General features: G+C 54.9%; 18 protein-coding genes. 13 read left to right on the top strand and 5 right to left on the bottom strand.

All coding sequences use genetic code 11. From position 1 onward, the window contains the following. Nucleotides 1-78 precede the first annotated feature (78 nt). From eno to D9980_RS24980, 10 genes are all read left to right on the top strand, one after another. Nucleotides 79-1374 (top strand): phosphopyruvate hydratase, encoded by a 1296-nt coding sequence (gene eno, locus D9980_RS24935; RefSeq protein WP_024483441.1) that lies wholly within the window; start codon nt 79-81, stop codon nt 1372-1374. Nucleotides 1375-1999: 625 nt separating this feature from the next. Beyond that, nucleotides 2000-2533 (top strand): fimbrial protein, encoded by a 534-nt coding sequence (locus D9980_RS24940; protein ID WP_121608733.1) that lies wholly within the window; start codon nt 2000-2002, stop codon nt 2531-2533. 138 nt (nt 2534-2671) lie between these two features. Beyond that, nucleotides 2672-3400: a molecular chaperone gene (locus D9980_RS24945; protein ID WP_024483439.1), complete on the top strand. Its 729-nt coding sequence runs from the start codon at nt 2672-2674 to the stop codon at nt 3398-3400. A 20-nt stretch (nt 3401-3420) separates the two neighbouring features. Further along, nucleotides 3421-5985, top strand: a complete 2565-nt coding sequence (locus D9980_RS24950; protein ID WP_121608734.1) for a fimbria/pilus outer membrane usher protein — start codon at nt 3421-3423, stop codon at nt 5983-5985. 29 nt (nt 5986-6014) lie between these two features. Beyond that, complete coding sequence (locus tag D9980_RS24955; RefSeq protein WP_121608735.1) at nt 6015-7352, top strand: fimbrial protein; 1338 nt, start codon at nt 6015-6017, stop codon at nt 7350-7352. Nucleotides 7353-7360: 8 nt separating this feature from the next. Then, entirely contained in the window at nt 7361-8104 is a 744-nt protein-coding gene (locus D9980_RS24960; protein ID WP_121608736.1) for a molecular chaperone, read from the top strand. A 33-nt stretch (nt 8105-8137) separates the two neighbouring features. Then, on the top strand, nt 8138-8992 hold the full coding sequence (locus tag D9980_RS24965) for a hypothetical protein (protein ID WP_024483435.1): 855 nt from the start codon (nt 8138-8140) through the stop codon (nt 8990-8992). A gap of 294 nt (nt 8993-9286) precedes the next feature. Next, nucleotides 9287-10477 carry an FAD/NAD(P)-binding oxidoreductase gene (locus tag D9980_RS24970; RefSeq protein ID WP_024483434.1) on the top strand — a complete coding sequence of 397 codons (1191 nt, stop codon included), beginning with the start codon at nt 9287-9289 and terminating at the stop codon, nt 10475-10477. 11 nt (nt 10478-10488) lie between these two features. Then, nucleotides 10489-10860, top strand: coding sequence for a hypothetical protein (locus tag D9980_RS24975; RefSeq protein ID WP_024483433.1), 372 nt, complete (start codon nt 10489-10491; stop codon nt 10858-10860). Nucleotides 10861-10893: 33 nt separating this feature from the next. Next, entirely contained in the window at nt 10894-12090 is a 1197-nt protein-coding gene (locus D9980_RS24980; protein ID WP_121608737.1) for a methionine gamma-lyase, read from the top strand. A 50-nt stretch (nt 12091-12140) separates the two neighbouring features. On the opposite strand, the gene D9980_RS24985 is transcribed toward D9980_RS24980, so the two are convergent. From D9980_RS24985 to D9980_RS25000, 4 genes are all read right to left on the bottom strand, one after another. Beyond that, a complete protein-coding gene (locus tag D9980_RS24985; protein WP_121608738.1) occupies nt 12141-13535 on the bottom strand; it encodes an amino acid permease in 1395 nt (464 codons plus the stop codon). A 140-nt stretch (nt 13536-13675) separates the two neighbouring features. Continuing rightward, entirely contained in the window at nt 13676-15211 is a 1536-nt protein-coding gene (gene hutH / locus D9980_RS24990) for a histidine ammonia-lyase (RefSeq protein ID WP_071682234.1), read from the bottom strand. Next, nucleotides 15208-16899, bottom strand: coding sequence for a urocanate hydratase (gene hutU / locus D9980_RS24995; RefSeq protein WP_024483429.1), 1692 nt, complete (start codon nt 16897-16899; stop codon nt 15208-15210). Before hutU ends, hutH begins: the two co-directional genes overlap by 4 nt. Before the next feature lie 420 nt (nt 16900-17319). After that, a complete protein-coding gene (locus tag D9980_RS25000; RefSeq protein WP_121608739.1) occupies nt 17320-18657 on the bottom strand; it encodes an aromatic acid/H+ symport family MFS transporter in 1338 nt (445 codons plus the stop codon). A gap of 523 nt (nt 18658-19180) precedes the next feature. On the opposite strand from D9980_RS25000, the gene queE reads away from it, so the two are divergent. Further along, nucleotides 19181-19852, top strand: coding sequence for a 7-carboxy-7-deazaguanine synthase QueE (gene queE / locus D9980_RS25010; protein ID WP_121608740.1), 672 nt, complete (start codon nt 19181-19183; stop codon nt 19850-19852). Nucleotides 19853-20046: 194 nt separating this feature from the next. On the opposite strand, the gene queD is transcribed toward queE, so the two are convergent. After that, nucleotides 20047-20406 (bottom strand): 6-carboxytetrahydropterin synthase QueD, encoded by a 360-nt coding sequence (gene queD / locus D9980_RS25015; RefSeq protein WP_021179400.1) that lies wholly within the window; start codon nt 20404-20406, stop codon nt 20047-20049. Between the two features lie 418 nt (nt 20407-20824). Between queD and cysJ the strand changes: the two genes are divergently transcribed. Both cysJ and cysI read left to right on the top strand, forming a co-directional pair. After that, nucleotides 20825-22627 (top strand): NADPH-dependent assimilatory sulfite reductase flavoprotein subunit, encoded by a 1803-nt coding sequence (gene cysJ, locus D9980_RS25020; protein ID WP_121608741.1) that lies wholly within the window; start codon nt 20825-20827, stop codon nt 22625-22627. Next, nucleotides 22627-24342 (top strand): assimilatory sulfite reductase (NADPH) hemoprotein subunit, encoded by a 1716-nt coding sequence (cysI, locus tag D9980_RS25025; RefSeq protein WP_121608742.1) that lies wholly within the window; start codon nt 22627-22629, stop codon nt 24340-24342. Before cysJ ends, cysI begins: the two co-directional genes overlap by 1 nt. Nucleotides 24343-24459 lie beyond the last annotated feature (117 nt).

The raw sequence follows: 24459 nt of genomic DNA on the forward strand, positions 1-24459 counted from the left end.
GTTTTAGTAAGCAACGCGCGGCCAAAACCGCGCGTTGTTTGTCTGGAGTTTTAGTTTAACTTGTCTGAGGAAAACCTAATGTCCAAAATCATTAAAGTCATCGGTCGTGAAATCATCGACTCACGCGGCAACCCAACTGTTGAAGCCGAAGTTCATCTGGAAGGCGGTTTCGTCGGTCTGGCTGCAGCGCCGTCAGGTGCTTCTACCGGTTCCCGTGAAGCACTGGAACTGCGTGACGGTGACAAGTCTCGTTTCCTGGGTAAAGGCGTACTGAAAGCCGTTGCCGCAGTAAATGGCCCAATCGCTCAGGCGGTTGTGGGTAAAGATGCCAAAGACCAGGCTAACATCGACAAGATCATGATCGATCTAGACGGTACCGAGAACAAATCCCAGTTTGGTGCTAACGCCATCCTGGCTGTTTCTCTGGCTGCTGCCAAGGCCGCTGCTGCCTCTAAAGGTATGCCGCTGTATGAGCACATCGCTGAACTGAACGGCACCCCAGGCAAATTCTCTATGCCGTTGCCTATGATGAACATCATCAATGGTGGTGAGCACGCAGACAACAACGTTGATATTCAAGAGTTCATGATCCAGCCTGTTGGCGCTAAAACTCTGAAAGAAGCCGTACGTATGGGTTCTGAAGTGTTCCACACCCTGGCTAAAGTGCTGAAGTCTAAAGGCATGGGCACTTCTGTTGGTGACGAAGGTGGCTACGCGCCAAACCTGGGTTCTAACGCCGAAGCGCTGGCTGTTATCGCTGAAGCGGTAAAAGCGGCAGGCTATGAGCTGGGTAAAGACATTACTCTGGCTATGGACTGTGCAGCGTCTGAATTCTACAAAGACGGCAAATATGTGCTGGCCGGCGAAGGCAACAAAGCCTTCACTTCTGAAGAGTTCACTCACTTCCTGGAAGACCTGACCAAGCAATATCCAATCGTGTCTATCGAAGACGGCCTGGACGAATCTGACTGGGATGGTTTCGCATACCAGACCAAAGTGCTGGGCGACAAAATCCAGCTGGTGGGCGACGACCTGTTCGTGACCAACACCAAGATCCTGAAAGAAGGCATCGAGAAAGGCATCGCTAACTCCATCCTGATCAAATTCAACCAGATCGGTTCTCTGACCGAAACTCTGGCTGCAATCAAGATGGCGAAAGACGCAGGCTACACTGCGGTGATCTCTCACCGTTCAGGTGAAACCGAAGATGCGACCATCGCTGACCTGGCGGTAGGTACTGCAGCTGGCCAGATCAAAACCGGTTCTATGAGCCGTTCTGACCGCGTTGCTAAATACAACCAACTGATCCGTATCGAAGAAGCGCTGGGCAACCGTGCACCGTTCAATGGCCTGAAAGAAGTTAAAGGTCAGTAATATCACGGTTTGATTCGTTACTGAATCAGTAAGCAAACGGAGAGTGCCGTAAAGGTACTCTCCGTTTTTTTTGCCTGCGTTAAATAGATTCACCAATCTGCAACATAACGCAATAATGGGTTTGGGATTTTACTTGGTCAGAAAAAATTATTTCAGCGCTAATTATCCTATTTGGTGCTGATATTTTCCTGCCCGGATAAGCAAGTTTTGATATCAGATTGGTTACTGAGTAATCAATAAGGGCCTAAACAAAGACATTAAAATATTAAAATGTTGGGAATAATCCTAACCATGGGTAATACCCCTAAAAAAACCTATATGTTTCAAAATATTTCAAATGATAACATATTAATTCAAATTTGTTTTTAACTCATTGATATTTATTGCTTTAATTTGTTCATAAAGCAAAATTAATAAGTGTAACAAGATGTAATTAAAATCTATTGTCTGCTATTGCTACGAAAAAACAGTTGTTAAGAAAAATCTTGGTTTGCTAGAATAATCTCACATGTCCACAGGGCGTCTGAGAAAGATGGTGTGACATGTATATTCTTAGTGAGTTTAAGCCAGTAAATATTTACTGCCAGGACTGCTTTATTGGAAAAAGTATATTAAAAGGATTCTTATGAAAATCAAAATGATGGCTCTCGCTTTAATTGCATTCTCTAGTACCTCCATGGCTGATTCTGCCAACACAGTGCAATTCAAGGGTGAAGTTAGTACTCAAACCTGCTCGGTGAATATTAACGGCAATGAAGCCAATCCGGTGGTGTTACTGCAGACGGTGGCGGCCAGCTCGCTCGCGACCAAAGGTGCCACCGCAGGGGAAACGACCTTTACCGTTAACGTAACCGGTTGTACTACCGCGACCAGCGATACTTCCATCAAAACGGTATTTGTGGGCAATAACGCGACCACCAATGGCAACCTGGGTAACACCGGTGATGCAACCAAGGTTTCTATTCAACTGTTGGATAGCGATGCCACCACGCCATTGAGCTTTGCTACGGGTTCAACGGCCACCACCAGCGCAATGACGCTGGCAACCGGCGCGACATCTACCTCGCAAGAACTGGTTGCCCGTTATTATGCCGAAGAGGCTGGGGTGACTGCTGGTTCAGTGATCGCCACGGCACAATATGCGATTACCTATAAATAACACTCTGCTGCTCCAGGTTGTTTCCGCCAGCGGGCTCAAGCCCGATGGCGGGAAATAGCCTGTTACCCACAATAATGTCAGCACTGCCCGAAAAGCTAAGGGGTGCTGGGTTATTAGTCTTGTTGACTGGTCTCTCTTATGGCGTATACCACACGTACCTTTTCTTGTTGGGCGGCATTGCTGTTCAGCCTGACGTTGCTGATTGTCGATAGCGCTGCTGCCAGCGTCACCATGCTGGGCAACCGAGTGATCTACCCGGCCCAGGCACGCGAAAAGACGCTGCAGTTTACCAACGATGATGCTGCCCCGGCGCTGATCCAGGTCTGGCTTGATATCGATAATGACAAATCGACGCCGGAAACGGCCGATGCCCCCTTTATTGCATCGCCGCAGATTTTCCGGATGAATGCCCATAGCGGGCAAATGGTACGGCTGATGTACACCGGGAAAGGGTTACCGACTGACCGCGAATCCCTGTTTCACCTTAACTTCCTCCAGGTGCCAGCCGTCAAACAAAGCGAAACGGATAAAAACAAGCTGGTGCTGTTGGTCAGCAATCGGCTGAAAGTGTTCTATCGGCCCGAAGGGCTGCCGGGAGAAGGCAACCAGGCGGGCAAACAGTTGCGTATCCAGCGTAATGGCAATGCATTACAGGTCAGTAATCCTACGCCTTATTACGTCAGCATCAGCTATGCCAAAAGCGGCAATAAAAACCTGCATATTGAACCGGCCGATATGGTCGCGCCTTTTTCGCAGGTGAGTTGGCCGCTAGGTTCGGCGTTCCCCAAAGGGAAGCTGAAAGTGGAGCTCGGCGTTATGAATGACTACGGGGTAGAGGTTCCCGTAACGCTAGAGACGCCGCAATAAAAAAGGACAGGGAGGTCCTGATGTCGCTCAAAAACTATCCCACATTTCCGTCTCTGCTATCAACGTGCTGCCGCTATGGCCTCTTTTTGCTCTCTCTGGGCGGGATCTCCCTGGCACAAGGCGCGACGGACGACTACGCCTTCGACGCCGATTTACTGCGTGGCAGCGTTTTCAGCACTACGCAACTCGAACAGTTCAACCAACAGGATCTGGTGACGCCGGGCAACTATGAGGTCGAACTGTTTACTAACGGTGTGTTTGTTGAACGCAGCAAAATCCGCTTTGTCCTGGGCGACGATCGGCACGTATTGCCCTGTTTTGAGCAGCAACAGCTGGAGCGCCTTGGCCTTAAGGAAGTGCCGGCGGTGCCTGCGGAAGGCTGCCTGCAACCTGGACGCGATCTTAAAGATATTCAGGTTCAGGCCGATATGTCACAGCTGAGACTGGATCTCAGCATTCCACAAAGTTTGCTGAACCATAAACCCCGTGGCAGCGTTAGCCCTGACAGCCTAAGCAGTGGTGAAACAATGGCGTTTTTCAACTACAACGTTAACCAATATCACGTCAACTACCGCCAGGGGCAGACCAAGGATCTCAACTCCACCTTCGCCAACATGAACGGGGGTTTTAACCTGGGATTATGGCGTTACCGCCAGCAATCCAGCTTCCGTTTTGATAATGAACTTGGCAGCCATTGGGAGACCAGCCGCCGCTATGTTCAGCGGGCGGTGCTGCCGTTACGCAGTGAGGTGTTGCTGGGGGAAGGCTTTACTGACGGCCATTTCTTCGCCGGGTTGGGGTTTCGCGGCGTTCGGATGACGTCGGACGATCGTATGCTGCCGGACTCGCTGCGAGGCTATGCTCCTGTGGTGCGCGGTATTGCCAACAGTAACGCCAGAGTGACCGTATTTCAGGGTAAAAGCCAACTGTATGAAACCACGGTGGCCCCGGGTCCCTTTGCGATTGACGATCTGTTTGCCACCAACTTCTCCGGTGACCTGACGGTGGTGGTGACCGAGGCCGATGGTAGCGTCAGCACCTTCACCGTGCCATTCTCTGCCGTTCCCCAATCCATGCGCCCCGGATCCTCACGCTATTCGGCGACCCTTGGGCGATCGCGCTTTATCGGCGACAACGATCTGTTCAGTGAGTTGACCTGGCAGTATGGTTTGAGCAACTCGGTGACGTTTAACGCTGGCAACCAGCTAGCTGATGGCTATCAGGCCTTGATGCTGGGTGGGGTCTACAGTAACTCACTGGGGGCTTTTGGCCTGGATAGCACTTTTTCCCATGCCAGCCTGCCGGAAGGCGATACCTCTGGCTGGATGCTGCACCTCTCCTATAGCAAAAGCTTTACCCCAACGGATACCACGCTTTCCATCGCCGGGTATCGTTACTCCACCGAAGGGTTTCGTGATTTGAGCGATGTGCTTGGCGTACGTCAGGCCGACAGCAGTGGGCAAAGCTGGCAATCCGATTCCTATCGCCAGCAGTCGCGCTTTGAAGTGGCCGTCAATCAGGGGATCGGCTCATTGGGTAACCTGACGCTATCAGGCTCTACCCAGGATTACCGCGATGGGCGCGGCCGGGATAATCAGCTACAGTTGGGTTGGGGCAAGGTCTTTGGCAACGGCGTCGCGTTGAACCTTTCGGTGACGCGTACCCGTAGCCTGAACGGCAACAATAGCGCCTATTACGACGGCAGCCAGCCCTATGTGAATACCAATGATCTCGCGAGTAGCAATACCTCGCAAACCGTTAGCTCGCTCTCGGTTTCCTTTCCTCTTGGCCGCTCTTCTTCTGCGCCAACGGCATCGTTGTTCTCTAACCATAGCCAGGGGCAGGGAGGGAGCTATCAGGCGGCGATCTCGGGCAACGTGGGGGAGACGCAGCCGGTCGGCTATGGGCTTAATTTCACCACCGACGATAATAACCATAACAGTATCTGGGGGGGTAACCTGCAAACCCGCCTGCCTTATGCCAGTGCCACCGGCTCGGTTTCAGCATCCAGCCAATATTGGCAGGGATCGGCTGCACTACAGGGGGCCGTGGTTGCCCACCGTGGTGGGGTCACGCTCGGGCCTTATGTTGGTGATACCTTTGCCCTGATCGATGCCCCTGGTGCGCGTGGTGCGCAAGTGATGGATGGGCAGGGCGCCCGCGTCGATCGTTTCGGCTATGCCCTGGTTCCTTCGCTGGTGCCCTATCATTTCAATACCGTGGCTCTGAATCCGCAGGGGATGAGCAGCAAGGCAGAATTGGAAGATGGGCAACAGCGCGTGGCTCCTTTCGCAGGAGCCACGGTGCGAGTGCACTTCAAGACGATACGGGGCCAGGCCGTGCTGATCAAAGTTCAGCGGCCGGATGGCAGTATAATCCCGATGGGTACCTCGGTCTTTGATGAGAACAATAACGATGTTGGCATGGTCGGCCAGGCTAATCAGGTCTATTTGCGCAGTGATAAACCGCAAGGGAAATTGACCTTACGCTGGGGAGAAGGGGCGACTGAGCGATGCAGTCTGCCCTATAAATTACCCCCGCCAACCGATGAGCCGCTCCTGCTGCTGAAGGCGACATGCCGCTGATTCACCGATTATTCACTGGAGGTTATGCCATGAAGTTAATTTCACTGCTGCGGTTGGCGCTGTTGGGGAGCCTACTTGCAGGGATCGGCCTGCCAGCGGCGGCCAGATGCACCCGCGTTTCGCCAGCTATTGACTCCGGTTGCGACGCCTGTGGCGTCGGGGTCGGCCTGGGGCGTATCAACCTGACCAGCACTTACCTGCAGCCCGTAGGCACGCCGCTGGGAAGTAGCGTGTTTGATTTCACCTCCGGCGTCCGTTACCCGGATCCGAACAAAGTCTTGTATCAGTGCGATGCCAGTGACGTCGGGCAGATTTTTGAAGTGTTTGCCACCAACGGTGACGACCGGGTGGGGGGTTATTATGATTTAGGGGCGGCAGACGGCAACCCCAATTATTATGCCACCTACTTTCCCTATGTCGGCATTCGGCTAACCCATCTGGATTCGGGCAAGGTATTTACCCGTTACTGGCAGGCAACGCCGATCACCCGTTATGCCACGGTGGGTGATAAGATCCAGATCCGGGTCAAGGATTTCAGCCCCATCCGGGCCGATCTGATCCGCATCAGTTCACTCCCCGGCCGTGGTGCCAGTAACTACTGTGGTTACAGCGCGTCTAATCCATTGAGTGGTATGGCTTCCACCACGGGTAATTCGAACTATACTTGCATCCAGCCTAATGGCTATGTGACCTTCCAAGGGCCGGGCATTGCGTCAGATCCTATCGGTAGCGATTCGGCCACCAACTATTCGACCTGGGGAACCGGGCGTTGGAATGCCATGGGGATGGGAACGTCGCCGATTTCTTCCCTTTCTTACACCGCCACCTGTGTGGCACGCAACGTCACGCCGCTGGTGATCCTGCCGACGCTTTCCGTCGGCCAATTAACCGCGGGGCGAACTTCTCAGGCCCAATTCACCATCAATATCGAATGTGATAATGCTGCCGTTTCGGGGATTAGCACCAATCGCACCGCCCTAGGCCTGCAAGTCCCTTATGCCAGCTTTGCTCTGGCGCAACAGCTTGGTCTGGTCAACGCTAGCGGGGGCGTCAGCTATCTGCTCTCTGACGGTTATGGCACGGACAGCAGTGTAGCGACCGGCGTGGGAATTGCGCTCTCTAACAGTAGCAACGGTACACCAATGAATTTTGTCGGCTGGGCCCGCTGTAGTGCTGGCCAGTGCCCGCAGGGTAACAATGCGGGTTGGTACCCTGTTCTCGATGGCGCAAGCAACGGGGGCAGCACCGCGACGGGGTATACCCATTACACCACGCAGTTGACAGCCACATTATCGCGCTTGCCGGGGCAGACCGTTACGGCGGGCAAAGTTGATGCCAAGGCGTATGTTTGGGTTAAGGTACAGTAGAGAACATTATGAAGAAAATCGTCTGTACGCTACTGCTGCTCGCTGGCTTGTTACCTGCAATGCTGGCTCAGGCCGGCATTATTGCCTCCGCGACGCGAGTGATTTTTCGTGAGGGCGATAATGAAAAAAGCTTGATGCTCCTCAATACCAACGACTACCCGATCGTGGTGCAAACCTGGGTAGACGATGGGGATGTCAATGCGGCCCCTGAACAATCAACAGCGCCTTTTGTCAGCCTGCCAGCGGTATTTAGCATGCAGCCCAAGACCATGAAAGGGCTGAGGCTGATTTATAACCAGCAGTCATTGCCAAAGGATCGGGAATCGGTCTTCTGGATTAATCTGTACGAAATCCCACCGACGCGCCCGGTGATCCCCCCGCTGCAGCCTAGCGTGACCATGGCGATGAACACCCAGATGAAGATTTTCTATCGGCCCAAGGCGGTGGTCGCGGCCGAGAAGGATGCCCCTAAGCCGGTGTTCACCCTGCAAAAGGAAGATAATCATTACGTCTTGCTGTGCGATAACCCATCGCCGGTTTATCTCTCTTTTTCCCGTCTTGCGCTGCGCGTTGGCCAGCAGGATTATCCGGTGCAACAAGAGAGCGATATGATGACGCCGCCTTACGGCAGTAAAAAGTATCGGATTAATGATATTGTTCAATCAGGGGCTATCTCTTCAGCGATGGTCAACGCCGCCATTATCGATGATCAGGGTAATGCGGTCGATCAGCAATATGCCGTACGGAAATAACAGGCCGCACCTTGTGGTCAAATAGAGAATAAGATGACACCCACTAAACATCAGATCGAACTAGAATTGGCACAACGAGCCACCAAGATAAGAAGCTCGGGGCGGTTCCATCAGGCGATAATTAAACACGGCGTGCTGATAGATGAAACCTATCGGAATCATCCCATGTTCTACAAAATCATCTTTCGTAACAGCCGCTTTATTATCTGCTCGACTCTGCTGGCCATTTATTACACTCAAGGCGAGGCAGCCCTGAAGGATGTTAAAGCCTTTTTTAAAGGCAAAGATATTATCAGCGAGAACGCGTTGGATTCGTTTCTGTTCTTCCTGCGCGTTGGGCGCTGGCTAGAGGTCAAGAAGGACGATCAAGACCGGCGCACGCTGTTGTTTAGGCCTACCCCGAATGCCCTGCGCCAAACCCATGAGCTGGTTTCCTCGATGGCGTTGCCCTATCAAACGTTGGCCCCCGAAATTCCGGTTGCCGACCTGCTGGATCAGAGTTGGTTTTTACCTGCGTTCTTCAAGGTTTACGGCCAACTGATGATACAGGAGATCTATCTGAACGATCTGGTACCACAGGCCGCATTATTTATTACTAAAGATGCGGGCCATATGGTGTTGCTGATGCTATTTATGGAAAGTATCCGCCACAATTCCCACATGCTGTTTTTGTCCTCGGCGGAGATCGCCAAGTTTAGCTCGGTGTCCCGTACGCATATCAATCGGATCCTGCTGGCGGCGGAAAAATCGGGCCTGCTCACCACCAAAAATAACGTGCTGATTGAGTTAAATAGCTCGTTTATTGAGATGGCAGAGCGCTACTTTAGCCTGTATATGGCGATGGTGGGTTATAGCCTGGATGGAGCATGTCAGCAGCATAATAACTAGAACTGCCAGGAAAATCACGACAGTGATATAGCTACAATATGCAATTTATAGCATTCAACTAATTATCATGGTATTTATTTTGTTTTTAATATTTATAACGCCATGATTTTATTGCTGTAATAAAAATCCTATTTTTATATTCTTTTTTATTATGTCTTATAGCTGTTAGCTACTAGACTCTAAAATCTATCGGGAAAATATCTGCTTTCCCCCTCGATTAAATACCTTAAATAGAGCCGGTGGAATAATGCCATTGGCTATCGTACTTTGTTGCATACAGACTGAGAGGTTGGAATGCGAAGTAGGATAATTATTGTAGGTGGTGGTACGGGAGGTACCATACTGGCCAATCTCTTGGCCGCCAAGTTACACCGGGAGGTTATCAATAATCAGGTTGAAATCATGATGATTTCTGACTCACCGGTGCATTATTACAAGCCCGCGTTTATGTATGTCGCCTTTAATGCTTTTTTCAAACAAGAACTGACCAGGCCACAGCAAAGCCTATTACGGCCAGAGATACAGTTTATTGTTGATAAGGCTGAACAATTCGATTTATCCCAGCGTTGTATTTATACCCGCAGTGGCAATAAATATCACTACGACTTTTTAGTCTTTGCCACCGGCTGCGTACCCTGGCCAGAACAGATTGAAGGATTGGCCCAGGCGGGTGATCACTTTTACCAATATCAGGCGGCTCGCCAGTTGGCGCAAAAGTTGGCCACTATCGAGAAAGGGCGAATTTTTATCACGGTGTCGTTTCCGCAAACGCCCAACGTACCGCACCAATGTGGTATTGCCCCGATAGAAACCACCCTGATGCTGGATGACTATCTGCGGCGGCGCGGGGTGCGTAACAACGTTGAAATTGTTTATACCTACCCGACCATTTCACAGCTCCTGCGTAATTGCCTGTTCCTGCAACGCCCCACCGGCGAGGCTCTGCCCAGCATTTTTGCGGCCCGCGATATCAAGCATCAGCGCGGTTTTACCCTAAGCAAAGTGGATAGCGAACGGCGCATTGCCTATTCCTCTGAGGGTGACGAACAACCCTTCGACATCCTGATGGCTACCCCGCCGATCCGTGCGGTGGAAGCGGTGCGCAACACCGGGCTGAGCGATATCGATAACGGCGAAGGCTGGCTCCCCACCGATCACCAGACGCTGCAGGTTTATGGGCAGCAGGGCGTTTATGTGATTGGCGATACCGTCGATCTGCCGGTCAGCAAGGCGGGCGGTTCCTGCCATAACCAGGCCCCGGTGATTGCCGACAATATTGTCGCGGAACTGCGCTTAGGCCAGCCCCACACCCATTACGACGGCAAAGTGCAGGCCATCGCCCAAATGGGGCTACAGGCCGGTATGCCGTTGGTTTACGACTATCGCCATGACGTGATCCCCACACCTGCCACTAAGCTGGGCGGCATGCTGCGCAACGGGTTTAACCGTGGCCTGTACTGGGCCACCGTACGCGGACTGATTTGAACGGAGGAAATATGGACTCATCGCAAGCACAGCCGTTAGATGCCCTGTTGGCCAAGCTCGATCCGCTGCTGGCGACCGGCAGGCTGGATAATGTGGTCGATCTGCTGTCGTTGCTGTCTGACATAACGGATATTGCGGACAACGCGCTGGTGGAAAAACTGGCCGGGGTGTTCGAAGGCGTGGTCGCTGCGGGTTGGGAGGGCGGTATGGCGCTGAAGATGGCGCATAGCGAGCTGCAATTGAACACCTCGCCCGCCAACTACCGTTCGGTCTATGCGCTGCTGCGCCAGCCGGACACGCTATTGGGATTGATGCTGGTGTTGCGCACGTTGCAAATCATCGGCCAGCGGTTGCGTACCTCAACGTTGCCAGCAGAAAGCTGACGGCAACTCTTCTCCCCCCAATAGGACAGCTTTATGTCAATGCAATCCAAACAGGCGTTCGCCACACGTGCCATTCATCACGGTTATGACCCGCAGCAATTTCTGGGTGCGCTTTGCCCACCGGTTTTTATGAGTTCGACTTTTACCTTTCCCTCGGCGGAATATGGCGGTGCCTGTTTCGCTGGTACCGAGCCTGGCTATTTTTACTCGCGTATTGCCAATCCAACGCTGAATTTACTGGAGCAGCGCATCGCCAACCTGGAGGGCGGAGAGGCCGCGGTAGCCTTCTCCTCCGGCATGGGAGCGATCACTGCCTGTTGTTGGACGCTGCTGGCACCGGGCGATGAATTGATCGTCGATGAGACGATTTATGGCTGCACCTTCAGCTACTTCCATCATGGCCTGGCGCGTTACGGCGTGAAAATCACCCACGTTGACCTGACACGTCCTGAGCAATTGGCGAAGGCCATTGGGCCACGCACCCGACTGGTATATTGCGAAACACCAGCCAATCCGAATATGCGCCTGATCGATATTGCGGCCATCGCTGAAATCACTCACGGGCAACCACGAGCGCAGTTGCTGGTGGATAACACCTACTGCACGCCTTACCTGCAACAGCCGCTGGCGTTGGGGGCGGATATGGTGGTGCACTCCGCCACCAAATATCTGGGTGGGCATGGCGATCTGCTGGCCGGGCTGGTGATCGCCAAGGCTGAGTTGGCGCAGGAGATCCGTCTGGTCGGTTTGAAGGACATGACCGGTGCGGTGCTGTCGGCGCAGGATGCGTCTCTGCTGCTACGTGGCCTGAAAACCCTGCCATTGCGCATGGAGCGCCATTGCGACAACGCTCAGCAGTTGGCAGAGCTGTTGGAACAGCATCCGGCGGTGGAGCGCGTGTATTACCCAGGATTGGAGAGCTTCCCGCAGCATGGCTTGGCCAGCCAGCAGATGAGCCGCCCTGGCGGGATGTTGGCCTTTGAGCTGAAAGGGGGAATGGAGGCCGGGATCCGCTTCCTCAACGGATTAAATCTGATCCTGCGGGCGGTGAGCCTGGGGGATTGCGAATCGTTGGCGCAGCATCCGGCGAGTATGACGCACTCCGCCTATAGTGCCGAAGAACGCCAGCGGCACCATATCAGCGACGGGCTGATCCGGCTTTCTACAGGATTGGAAGATGTTGAAGATTTGAAGGCGGATATCAATCAGGCGCTGGCGCGTTGCCAGTAAACCTGCTGCAGCGACCACCAGCCTCATGAGTCGAGGCTGGTGGACTGGGTTTAGTGGCTTTCTGTTGAGACTACGGCAGGGGTTTCCCCACCTTTTTTGCGTACCCACAACGTATAAGCCAGCGTCAGGAAGGCTACCCAGACTAGCCCGACATACAGCGCGATACGGCTTTCCTCGAAGTAACCGAGCAGGCCGATGACGAACACCATAAACGCCGTTGCCAAAGCAGGAGCTACTGGCCACCAAGGGACTGGGAAGCTCAGCTTGGCCACTTCATCTTTAGTGAGCGTGCGGCGCATGGCGATCTGCGACAGCAGGATCATCAGCCACACCCACACCGTGGCAAAGGTGGCGATGGAGGCAATGATGATAAAGATCTGTTTGGGGATCAGATAGTTGAGCACTACGGCCAACAGCAGGGCAATGGACATCACCAACACCGTCATCCAAGGTACACCGTTACCGGTCAGTTTGGTGAAGGCCTTCGGTGCTTGCCCATCTTGCGCCATGCCGTACATCATGCGGCCAGCGCCGAAGATGTCGCTGTTGATAGCGGAGATGGCGGCGGTGATCACCACCACGTTCAACACGTTAGCCGCCGAGCTGATGCCCATATGGCTGAAAATCTCGACAAATGGGCTACCGTTCTGGCCGATGCTGTTCCACGGATAGATAGACATCAATACCAGCAGGGTCAGCACGTAGAACAGCAGGATACGGACCGGCACGGCGTTGATTGCCTTGGGCAGCACCTTGGCGGGATCTTTGGCTTCGCTGGCGGTGATACCGATAATTTCAATCCCGCCAAAGGCAAACATCACCACCGCCAGGGAGGCAATGACGCCACCGATGCCGTTAGGCATAAAGCCGCCGTGTTGCCACAGATTGCTGAAACCGGTCGCTTCCTGCGTGACGCCGAAGCCGAACAGCATCACCGCGGCCCCACCAATGATCATCGCCACGATGGCGGCAACCTTGACCAGTGACAGCCAGAACTCCATCTCGCCAAACACTTTGACGCTGCACAGGTTAAGCGCGCCGATAAACAGAATGATGCTCAGTACCCAGACCCATTGCGCGACGTCTGGGAACCATAGCCCCATATAGATGCCGAAGGCCGTCACGTCGGCCAGAGCCACGATCACCATTTCAAAGGTATAGGTCCAACCGGTGAGGAAGCCCGCCAACGGGCCTAGGTAATGGCTAGCGTAGTGGCCGAAGGAGCCGGAGACGGGCTGATGCACCGCCATCTCCCCCAAGGCACGCATGACCATAAATACTGCCGCTCCACCCACCAGATAGGCAAGCAGTACGGCCGGGCCAGCCAGTTGAATCGCGCCAGCGGAACCATAAAACAGACCGGTACCGATGGCCGAACCCAGGGCCATAAAGCGGATATGTCGCGCGTTCAGGCCACGCCGGAGCTGGGGTTTCTCATTACGCATGTTGCTTCTCCGTTTTAATCATATTGTTGTCGGACAGGCAGCGCTATCCGCACAGGGGGAACGAACCCCGGCGGGATAGAGGACGAATTGTGCAGGGTAATAGGCCGTGCCCCAGACTGACTGGGCACGGCCTAAAGGCGTTACGCCTGGCTAGGTAACAAGGTGGCTGGGATCAGCGCGGTCAGATGGCCTGCTGCCAACAGTTGGCTGGCAGCTTCGATATCGGGGGCGAAGAACCGATCCTTATCGTAGTAGGCGACATGCTCGCGCAGCAGATGCCGAGCCTGCTCCAGCCCTGCGGTGGTTTGCAGACCTTTACGCAGATCCAGCCCCTGACAGGCCGCTAACCATTCTACAGCCAGAATGCCGCGGACGTTATCCGCCATTTCCCACAGGCGACGGCCCGCTGCCGGTGCCATCGAGACATGGTCTTCCTGGTTGGCCGAGGTTGGGATGCTGTCAACGCTGGCCGGATGTGCCAGTGCCTTGTTCTCGCTGGTCAGCGCGGCGGCGGTGACCTGGGCGATCATAAAGCCGGAGTTCACCCCGCCGTTATCCACCAGGAACGGTGGCAACTGCGACATGTGCTTATCCATCATCAGTGAAATACGGCGCTCGGAGAGTGAACCGATTTCGGCGAACGCCAGCGCCAGGTTATCGGCGGCCATGGCTACTGGTTCAGCGTGGAAGTTGCCACCGGACAGCACATCGCCCTGTTCGGCAAATACCAGCGGGTTATCGGAAACGGCGTTGGCCTCGATCTCCAGCACTTCTGCGGCCTGGCGGATCTGCGTCAGGCAAGCACCCATCACCTGCGGTTGGCAGCGCAGGGAGTAAGGATCCTGCACTTTTTCGCAGTTGGCGTGTGAGTCTGACACGGCGCTACGCGCGCCAAGCAGGTGGCGATAAGCGGCGGCGGCGTCGATCTGCCCACGCTGGCCACGTACTTCGTGGATGCGTGGATCGAACGGGCTACGAGATCCCAGAGCGGCTTCCACGGTCAGGCTGCCGGTTACGGTGGCGGCAGCAAACAGATCTTCGGCATCAAACAGGCCACGCAGCGCAAAGGCGGCGGAAACCTGGGTGCCGTTCAGCAGTGCCAGACCCTCTTTGGCTGCCAGCGTTAACGGTTTCAGACCCGCTTTGGCCAGCGCTTCGGTGGCCGGTAACCATTCACCTTGATAGCGGGCCTTACCTTCGCCCAACAGCACCAGGCTCATGTGTGCCAGCGGGGCCAGATCGCCTGAAGCGCCAACGGAGCCTTTCAGCGGGATATGCGGATACACTTCGGCATTCACCAGCGCCATCAGCGCCTGGATCACTTCCAGACGGATGCCGGAGAAACCACGTGACAGGCTGTTGATCTTCAGCACCATAATCAGGCGCACCAGGCTGTCATCGGTAGGGGCACCCACACCGGCTGCATGTGACAGCACGATGGAACGTTGCAGGTTCTCCAAATCTTCGCGGGCGATACGGGTGGAAGCCAGCAGGCCAAACCCGGTATTGATACCGTAAGTGGTGCGGTTCTCTTCCACAATGCGTTCCACGCAGGAAACGCTCTGCTGGATCGCGCCATAGGCGTTGTCGTCCAGTGTCAGGGTGACCGGGTGCTGATAAACCTGGCGCAGTTCGGCAAGCGTCAGCTTACCTGGGCGGATAGTCAGAGCGTTCATGCTTTTTCTCCCTGAGTAGCGGCAACCATTGGCAGGTTCAGACCTTGCTCGCGGGCGCAGTCGATAGCGATCTCGTAACCCGCATCGGCATGGCGCATGACGCCGGTGGCCGGATCGTTATGCAGCACGCGGGCGATACGCTCGGCGGCTTCATCGGTGCCGTCACAGACGATCACCATGCCGGAGTGTTGGGAGAAGCCCATGCCGACGCCGCCGCCGTGGTGCAGAGACACCCAGGTGGCACCGCTGGCGGTGTTGAGCAGGGCGTTGAGCAGCGGCCAGTCGGATACGGCATCAGAGCCGTCCTTCATTGATTCGGTTTCACGGTTCGGGCTGGCGACCGAGCCGGAATCCAGGTGGTCACGGCCAATGACGATTGGAGCAGAGAGTTCGCCGCGGCGTACCATTTCGTTGAATGCCAGGCCCAACTTGGCACGCTGGCCCAGACCGACCCAGCAGATACGGGCTGGCAGACCCTGGAAGCTGATGCGCTCACGCGCCATATCCAACCAACGGTGCAGGTGCTCATCGTCTGGGATCAGCTCTTTGACCATGGCGTCGGTCTTGTAGATATCCTGCGGATCGCCAGACAGCGCAGCCCAACGGAACGGACCGACGCCACGGCAGAACAGCGGGCGAATATAGGCAGGTACAAAGCCCGGGAAGTCAAAGGCGTTATCAACGCCCATCTCTTTGGCCATCTGGCGGATGTTGTTGCCGTAGTCGAAGGTAGGCACGCCCATTTTCTGGAACGCCAGCATGGCTTCTACGTGTTCGGCCATCGACTGTTTGGCGGCCTTCACCACCACCGCAGGTTCGGTTTGTGCACGGCGGCGATACTCTTCCCAACTCCAGCCTTTCGGCAGGTAACCGTTGAGCGGATCGTGGGCGCTGGTCTGGTCGGTGACCATGTCTGGGCGCACGCCACGCTTGACCAGCTCTGGCAGGATTTCTGCCGCGTTGCCACACAGGGCAATCGAGATGGCTTTGCCTTCGGCGCAGTATTTTTTCAGGCGCGCCAGAGCGTCATCCAGATCGGTGGCCTGCTCATCGACATAGCGGGTTTTCAGGCGGAAATCGATGCGGCTCTGCTGGCATTCGATGTTCAGCGAGCTGGCCCCGGCCAAGGTAGCGGCCAGTGGCTGTGCGCCACCCATGCCACCCAGCCCGGCGGTCAGCACCCAGCGGCCTTTCAGGCTGCCGTCGTAATGCTGGCGGCCAGCTTCGACGAAGGTCTCGTAAGTGCCCTGCACGATGCCCTGGCTACCGATGTAAATCCAGCTGCCAGCGGTCATCTGGCCATACATTGCCAGGCCCTTGGCATCCAGCTCGTTAAAGTGTTCCCAGGTGGCCCAGTGAGGCACCAGGTTGGAGTTGGCAATCAGCACGCGCGGGGCGTTACTGTGCGTTTTGAACACGCCGACCGGCTTGCCGGACTGCACCAGCAAGGTTTCGTCGTCTTCCAGGGTTTTGAGGGTGGCAACGATCTTGTCGTAACAGTCCCAATCACGGGCTGCGCGGCCGATACCGCCATAAACGACCAGTTCGTGTGGATTTTCAGCCACTTCAGGATCGAGGTTGTTCATCAGCATCCGCAGTGGCGCTTCGGTCAGCCAGCTTTTGGCGTTTAATTGTGTGCCGCGGGGCGCGCGAATATCAACATGGCGAACTTTGTTATTTGCAGTCACAGCTAGTTCCTCAAACAGTATCGGTACAAATCTCATCTTATGACGGTAACTCACAGGCCATAACAATGAGCGGGGTTTATTAACATATACTTGTATGTACAAGCATATGCAACAGCGGCGACAATTTGAGAAAAATGGCATAAGCAAAGGTTATTTATGTTTTAAATCATTTAGTTATGTTTTGTTTTCGGATTAAGGCTATTAGCCGGACATGGCAAAACAGTGAGCTGCTCTACAAAAATGAATTAAAATAGTGTCATTTTTGAGCGACAAATCACAATAATTTTACATATGGATTACAACTAAGCGGCAGCGATAAAAAAAACGTATTACCGGGGGATTGGGAGACAATGATTTGTAGGGGCGCCGCATGCTGCGCCCGATTAGCCGCATGCAGCGCCCATTAATATAATCAATAGGTTAGATAGCCGGTTGCAATGCGCTTGAACGTGTCATCTTGAATACCGTGGCCAGGCTGGCTAGCAGCGCCGGGATCGCCAGGAACAGCAAAATACTCTGCACCTGCCACTCCATCGCCAGTAGCTGAGCTGCCATCATGGTGCCTGCCACGCCGCCAAAGCGGCCAATGCCCTGCATCCAGGCAATACCAGTAGCGCGGCTGTGCGTTGGGTAGTAGGTGGCAGCCAGGGTTTGCAGGCCGGATTGCGCACCGTTCATGGTAATGCCCATCAGGAAGATAAAGGTGCCAAGCAGCACGATCTGGCTATCCTCGGTGGCCATCGCCACAATCAGCAGGGCGCTGATGGCAAAGCCGGTGGAAACCACCTTGTGGGCATTCCAACGGTCCATCAACCAACCGGCCATCAGGATCCCCAGCGTACCGCCGAAGGTGAACAGCGACGTCAGGATCGCCGATTGCTCAAGCTGATACCCCAACCCTTGCATCAACAGCGGCATCCAACTCAGCAATACGTAGTAGATCACCAACCCCATAAAGTAGGTGAGCCACAGCATCAGTGTCCCCACCAGGTAGGGGCGGCTGAACAGCAGGCCGACGCTGGTCTTCGACAGGGCCAGCTTGTCTTCATACAGGTAGAAACGGGTGATGTGGCTGATGTTATGGCTGATAAAGCGTTGGGCAATCTGTTTGATTTTAGCGGCATCCTGACCACGGTTAACCATGTATTTCACCGATTCCGGCAGCAGCAGGATCAGCAGCAAGGTGAGCAATAGTGGGGCAATGGCCCCCAGCAGCAACACGCTGTGCCAGCCGTAAGCGGGGATCAGCCAGGAAGAGATGGCACCACCGCCTGCCGCTCCCAGCGGAAAGCCGCAGTACATGGTGTTAATGGCCAGCGATCGGCAGCGTTGCGGAGCATATTCTGAGATTAGCGTGATGGCATTTGGCATGGCGGCACCCAGGCCAAGCCCGGTGAGGAAGCGCCACAGCGTCAGGCTGTTGAGTGAACCCGCGTAGGCGGTGGCCAGGCTGGAAAGGCCAAAGAACAGGCAGGAGAACACCAGCACCCGTTTGCGGCCAACGCGGTCAGAAATCGGCCCGGCAACCAGGGCTCCCAACGAAAGGCCAAGCAGCGCTGCGCTTAATACCGGCCCCAGATCCTGTTTCACGATCCCCCAGTCTTTGGCCACCGAAGGGGCGATATAGCCCATCGCCGCCGTATCGTAACCGTCAATTGCCAGGATCAGGAAACCCAGGATGATCAGGGTCCAGTGAAACAGCGAAAATTTGCTGTCGTCGATAGCCTGCTGAATATTCAATTCGGTGGAATGGGCCATAGTTTCCTTAAACGCAGATAGGATGTTGATGGATCGTCGGAACTGCGCCCGACTTGTGCCTGCCTGTCTATACATCTGCGTCAGAGCCGCTTTTATGTCAAATATTTTCGTTTTAAATGTTAATTTTATGTTTGTTTTGAGCGGTGGATAACATTGGTGGTTGGTGTTAAGTCTGCAATAAACGTCACCCATTAGTGGGTTAGCCGGAGAAAGCTGCTGGCCACCGCCGAACGGACAAAATTTAATACACTTTTCCAGGTTTGGTCGCCCGGTCGGGATCTGCGATAATGCTTTTTTTATACCCTATGAATTTCAAGCTGCAGCTAGGCGACAAGCTCACTCATCCCCAGGAGCTTACTTTTGGGTAAGTGACTGGGGTGACAAATCTGTCGGGAACAGATTTGAACGCTGTACACAGCGGCCCCGAAGGGGTGAGGCCCAGGGATGGGCCGAGTAGCTATGTGCAGGTAACAACGCTGCAGCTTGAAAGGCGACGGGGATACTTTTCTAGATTGAGAAAGCGATGCAATACCCGATTAATGAGATGTTCCAGACTTTGCAGGGCGAAGGCTATTTCACCGGCGTGCCGGCCATTTTTATTCGCCTACAGGGTTGCCCGGTGGGATGCAGCTGGTGCGATACCAAACACACCTGGGAAAAGGACGCCGATCGGGAAGTGGATATGCAACGCATCCTGGTGAAAACTGCCGAGAGTGATGCCTGGGGGAGCGCCAGTGCAGAACAGTTGCTGGAGGTGGTTGAACAGCTGGGCTATACCGCACGCCATATCGTGATCACCGGCGGTGAGCCGTGTATCTACGATCTGATCCCGTTGACCAAGCTGTTTGAGAACGCAGGCTACGGCTGCCAGATCGAAACCAGCGGCACCCATGAAGTTCTCTGTTCCCCCAATACCTGGGTCACCGTTTCACCCAAAGTGAATATGCGCGGTGGTTTGAAGGTGGTAGAGCAGGCGCTGATGCGGGCCGATGAGATCAAGCATCCGGTGGGGCGTGAACGTGATATTGAGGCGTTGGATGAGTTGCTGGCAACGTTGCACGACGAAAAACACCGTATTATCGCTTTGCAGCCGATCAGCCAAAAAGAAGAGGCAACGCGGTTGTGTATTGAGACCTGCATTGCCCGCAACTGGCGGCTTTCAATGCAGACGCATAAGTATTTGAATATCGCTTAAGACCTACCCCTCACCGCAACCCGGAGCTGCCCGGAGCCTTTGGTGGGGTCGTGCTGCTTCGGAAAAGGGGAGTAAGAACAAGAAAGGAAAGTAAAACGCTGAGCAATCAACGAACTCGATCGGTTCCCTCTCCTTGGGGAGAGGGTGAGGGAGATCGCACCGCAGCCAATCGCCTCACCCTGAGCCTTGCCCTGTTAACCTTTATATACGCAGCCTGCGGTACAGGTCTCTTTGACCATCACTGCCGACAATTCAGGCAGCTGCGGTTTCAACTGCTGCCAGATCCAGGCGGCAAGTACTTCGCTGGTCGGGTTCTCCAAGCCAGGAATATCGTTCAGATTATAGTGATCCAGGCGCTGCCAAATCGGCTTGAAGGCGGCCTTCAGCTCGGCAAAATCCATCACCCAACCGGTGTGCGCGTCCACTTCCCCGGTCACTTCAATACGCACCATAAACGAATGCCCGTGCAGGCGGCCGCATTTGTGGCCCTCCGGCACGTTTGGCAGATGGTGTGCGGCTTCAAACTGAAAATCTTTAAATAGCGTGGTTGCCATTATTACGGCCTCATTGACTCAAAAACCGCCGAATACTAACGGAAAGCGGCCCTGGTTACTATCTTTTGGGCTGCTTCAGGGGAGATCCAGGGGGGCTGCATGTAGCGCTGCTGGCATTTTTATTTGGGCGGGATTGAGCCGATTGGGGGCGGTTATCAACCTCAAATGCGATTCATTCAAACTTTTAAAAATTAACTCATTAAATATCAATTAATTAAAAATAAACATCTAACGATTTAGCCACTATCCCTTACCAGGAAAACTGCTTAGTCGTTTTGGTTATTAATTATTGCTATCCCTTATTTAATCGTTGCAATGACGCTCGGTAACCTTACAAACTCTCCTGGTCTTTTCAGGACATGACACAACAACAATTACAGCGACTGACACTGGCTAAGCATAGGATATCCGTACCGCGATGACGACTCAGGTTCCTCCAACATCTTTGCTCCCGCTGACCCCCGAACAGCTTGCGAGTTTGCAGGCCGTCATTGGCGGGTACTCCCCAACGCAGCTGGCGTGGCTATCTGGTTATTTCTGGGGCATGGTTAACCAGCAACCGGGAAGCGTGGCTTCAGCACCGGTTGCAGCTGCCCCTGCGGCCAGCATCACCCTGATTTCTGCTTCCCAGACCGGTAACGCACGCCGTCTGGCCGAACAGCTACGCGACGATCTGCTGGCGGCGAAGCTGAGCGTCACCCTGGTGAATGCCGGTGACTACAAGTTCAAGCAAATCGCCCAGGAGCGTCTACTGGTGGTGATCGCCTCCACCCAAGGGGAAGGGGAACCAGCGGAAGAAGCGGTGGCGCTGCACAAATTCCTGCATTCGAAAAAAGCCCCCAAACTCACTGAAACCGCCTTTGCGGTGTTTGGCCTGGGGGATAGCTCTTATGAGAATTTCTGCCAGTCCGGCAAAGACTTTGATGGCAAGCTGGCCGAGCTGGGTGCCGAGCGCCTGGTGGAGCGCATCGATGCTGATGTGGATTATCAGGAACTGGCTATCGCCTGGCGTAAGCAGGTGGTGGAAGTCCTGAAGGCTCGAGCACCAGCGGAAAACAGCGCTCCGGCGGCATTGGCCAGCGGTGCGGTCGATCAGTTGGACAGCAGCCCCTACAGCAAAGAACAGCCGCTGACCGCGCAACTGGCGGCCAAGCAAAAGATCACTGGCCGCGCTTCCGATAAAGACGTACGCCATATCGAGATCGATTTAGGCGATTCCGGCCTGCGCTATCAGCCGGGCGATGCCTTGGGCGTATGGTTTGACAACGATCCGGCGCTGGTGGATGAACTGGTACAACTGCTGTGGCTTAAAGGTGACGAACCGGTTGAGGTTGAGGGGCAAACCCTGCCGCTGCGTGAAGCTTTGCGCAGCCACTTTGAACTGACGCAGAACACCACGCTGATTGTGGAAAAATATGCCGGTCTGTCGCGGGATGAACAGCTGATTAGCCTGCTGGCTGACAAACCTAAACTGCAACACTACGCCCATAACACCCCGATTGTAGACATGGTGCGCCAGGCTCCCGCCGATCTGAACGCAGAGCAGTTACTCAGCCTGCTGCGCCCGCTGACGCCGCGCCTGTACTCCATCGCCTCCTCTCAGGCAGAGAATGAAAACGAAGTGCACATCACCGTTGGCGTGGTGCGTTACGACATTGATGGCCGCAGCCGTGCCGGTGGGGCTTCCAGCTTCCTGGCCGATCGTCTGGAAGAAGAAGGCGAACTGCGGGTGTTTATCGAACATAACGACAACTTCCGTTTGCCTGCCAATCCGGAAACTCCGGTGATCATGATTGGCCCCGGCACAGGTATCGCTCCGTTCCGCGCCTTTATGCAGCAGCGTGAAGCCGAAGGTGCTGGGGGCAAGAACTGGCTGTTCTTTGGCAACCCGCACTTTACCGAAGACTTCCTGTACCAGGTCGAATGGCAGCGTTATGTGAAAGAGGGCCTGCTGACTCGCATCGATCTGGCCTGGTCACGGGATCAACAGCATAAGGTTTACGTGCAGGACAAGCTGCGTGAGCAGGGCGCGGAAATCTGGAACTGGATCCAGCAGGGCGCGCACATCTATGTCTGTGGCGATGCCAACCGCATGGCGAAAGACGTTGAAAACACATTGTTAGCACTGGTGGCCGAGCACGGTGGTATGGATACCGAGCTGGCAGACGAATTCTTAAGCGAGCTGCGCCTTGAGCGCCGTTATCAGCGAGACGTTTACTAATGAGTGATAAACACCCTGGGCCTCTGGTGGTTGAAGGCAAACTGGCCGATGCCGAGCGTCTGAAGAAAGAGAGTAACTTCCTGCGCGGAACCATTGCCGAAGATTTACAGGACGGTCTGACCGGCGGCTTTACCGGCGATAACTTCTTGCTGATCCGTTTCCACGGCATGTACCAGCAGGACGATCGCGATATTCGCGCCGAACGTGCCGAACAAAAACTCGAGCCGCGCCACGCCATGATGCTGCGCTGCCGCCTGCCGGGCGGGATTATTTCCCCGCAACAGTGGTTGGGGATCGACAAATTTGCCGCAGAAAGCACGCTGTACGGCAGCATCCGTATCACCAACCGGCAGACGTTCCAGTTCCATGGCATCGTCAAAGGCAACGTGAAACCGGTGCACCAGTTGCTGAACCGCCTGGGGCTGGATGCGCTGGCGACGGCTAACGACGTGAACCGTAACGTACTTTGCACCTCGAACCCTGTGGAGTCGGAGCTGCATCAGGAAGCGTACGAATGGGCGAAGAAAATCTCCGAGCACCTGCTGCCGCGTACCCGTGCCTATGCCGAAGTGTGGCTGGATAAAGAAAAAGTCGCAACCACGGACGAAGAGCCGATCCTGGGCGTTACATACCTGCCGCGCAAGTTTAAAACCACGGTAGTGATCCCGCCGCAGAACGATGTAGATCTACACGCCAACGACATGAACTTTGTGGCGATTGCCGAGCACGGCAAGCTGGTGGGCTTTAACCTGCTGGTGGGTGGCGGCCTGTCTATCGAGCATGGCAACAAGAAAACCTATGCGCGTACGGCGAGTGAGTTTGGCTATATTCCGCTGGAACACACGCTGGCCGTTGCTGAAGCAGTAGTGACCACCCAGCGCGACTGGGGCAACCGCACCGACCGTAAGAACGCCAAAACCAAATATACACTGGAGCGGGTGGGGGTTGATACCTTCCGCGCCGAGGTAGAAAAACGGGCTGGCATCACCTTTGCGCCGGTGCGTCCGTACGAGTTTACCGGCCGCGGCGATCGCATCGGTTGGGTCAAAGGGGTTGATAATCACTGGCACCTGACGCTGTTTATTGAAAACGGTCGCCTGCTGGATTATCCAGGCCGTCCGCTGAAAACCGGCGTGGCCGAGATCGCCAAGATCCATCAGGGCGATTTCCGTCTGACAGCCAACCAGAACCTGATCGTGGCCGGTGTGCCGGAAAGCGAAAAGGCGAAGATCGAGGCCCTGGCGCGCCAGCACGGCCTGATCGACGATGGTATCAGCGAGCAGCGCAAGAATTCGATGGCCTGCGTGTCCTACCCAACCTGCCCACTGGCGATGGCGGAGGCCGAGCGCTTCCTGCCGGAGTTTGTGACCAAGGTAGAGGACATCATGCATCGGCATGGCGTGGGCGATGAGCACGTGGTGCTGCGTATCACCGGCTGCCCGAACGGCTGTGGCCGAGCGCTGCTGGCGGAGATTGGCCTGGTGGGTAAAGCGATTGGCCGTTACAACCTGCATCTGGGCGGTAACCGTGAAGGGACGCGTATTCCCCGCATGTATCGGGAAAATATTAACGAAGAGGAAATCCTGCAAACCATCGACCAACTGGTAGGGCGTTGGGCAACAGAACGCACCGCTGGCGAAGGTTTTGGCGATTTCACCGTGCGAACCGGGATTATCCGGCCGGTGGTGGATCCCGCGCAGGATTTCTGGGAATAACTTTCGCGGCTGCATGTTATTAGGGAGCAGCCAGCCTCCCTTATCCCGGGCCTTTCGGTCGCTGTGTAGAGTGATATGCCGACGAGGGCACATTTCGGTCCCCTCTCCCTGTGGGAG

The sequence above is a fragment of the Serratia sp. 3ACOL1 genome, assembly GCF_003668775.1.
Lineage (GTDB): Bacteria > Pseudomonadota > Gammaproteobacteria > Enterobacterales > Enterobacteriaceae > Chania > Chania fonticola.

What these genes read in the sequence shown, in the direction of transcription:
- eno (WP_024483441.1), top strand. Translation starts at nt 79, where the DNA reads ATGTCCAAAATCATTAAAGTCATCGGTCGTGAAATCATCGACTCACGC.
- D9980_RS24940 (WP_121608733.1), top strand. Translation starts at nt 2,000, where the DNA reads ATGAAAATCAAAATGATGGCTCTCGCTTTAATTGCATTCTCTAGTACC.
- D9980_RS24945 (WP_024483439.1), top strand. Translation starts at nt 2,672, where the DNA reads ATGGCGTATACCACACGTACCTTTTCTTGTTGGGCGGCATTGCTGTTC.
- D9980_RS24950 (WP_121608734.1), top strand. Translation starts at nt 3,421, where the DNA reads ATGTCGCTCAAAAACTATCCCACATTTCCGTCTCTGCTATCAACGTGC.
- D9980_RS24955 (WP_121608735.1), top strand. Translation starts at nt 6,015, where the DNA reads ATGAAGTTAATTTCACTGCTGCGGTTGGCGCTGTTGGGGAGCCTACTT.
- D9980_RS24960 (WP_121608736.1), top strand. Translation starts at nt 7,361, where the DNA reads ATGAAGAAAATCGTCTGTACGCTACTGCTGCTCGCTGGCTTGTTACCT.
- D9980_RS24965 (WP_024483435.1), top strand. Translation starts at nt 8,138, where the DNA reads ATGACACCCACTAAACATCAGATCGAACTAGAATTGGCACAACGAGCC.
- D9980_RS24970 (WP_024483434.1), top strand. Translation starts at nt 9,287, where the DNA reads ATGCGAAGTAGGATAATTATTGTAGGTGGTGGTACGGGAGGTACCATA.
- D9980_RS24975 (WP_024483433.1), top strand. Translation starts at nt 10,489, where the DNA reads ATGGACTCATCGCAAGCACAGCCGTTAGATGCCCTGTTGGCCAAGCTC.
- D9980_RS24980 (WP_121608737.1), top strand. Translation starts at nt 10,894, where the DNA reads ATGTCAATGCAATCCAAACAGGCGTTCGCCACACGTGCCATTCATCAC.
- D9980_RS24985 (WP_121608738.1), bottom strand. Translation starts at nt 13,535, where the DNA reads ATGCGTAATGAGAAACCCCAGCTCCGGCGTGGCCTGAACGCGCGACAT.
- hutH (WP_071682234.1), bottom strand. Translation starts at nt 15,211, where the DNA reads ATGAACGCTCTGACTATCCGCCCAGGTAAGCTGACGCTTGCCGAACTG.
- D9980_RS25000 (WP_121608739.1), bottom strand. Translation starts at nt 18,657, where the DNA reads ATGGCCCATTCCACCGAATTGAATATTCAGCAGGCTATCGACGACAGC.
- queE (WP_121608740.1), top strand. Translation starts at nt 19,181, where the DNA reads ATGCAATACCCGATTAATGAGATGTTCCAGACTTTGCAGGGCGAAGGC.
- queD (WP_021179400.1), bottom strand. Translation starts at nt 20,406, where the DNA reads ATGGCAACCACGCTATTTAAAGATTTTCAGTTTGAAGCCGCACACCAT.
- cysJ (WP_121608741.1), top strand. Translation starts at nt 20,825, where the DNA reads ATGACGACTCAGGTTCCTCCAACATCTTTGCTCCCGCTGACCCCCGAA.
- cysI (WP_121608742.1), top strand. Translation starts at nt 22,627, where the DNA reads ATGAGTGATAAACACCCTGGGCCTCTGGTGGTTGAAGGCAAACTGGCC.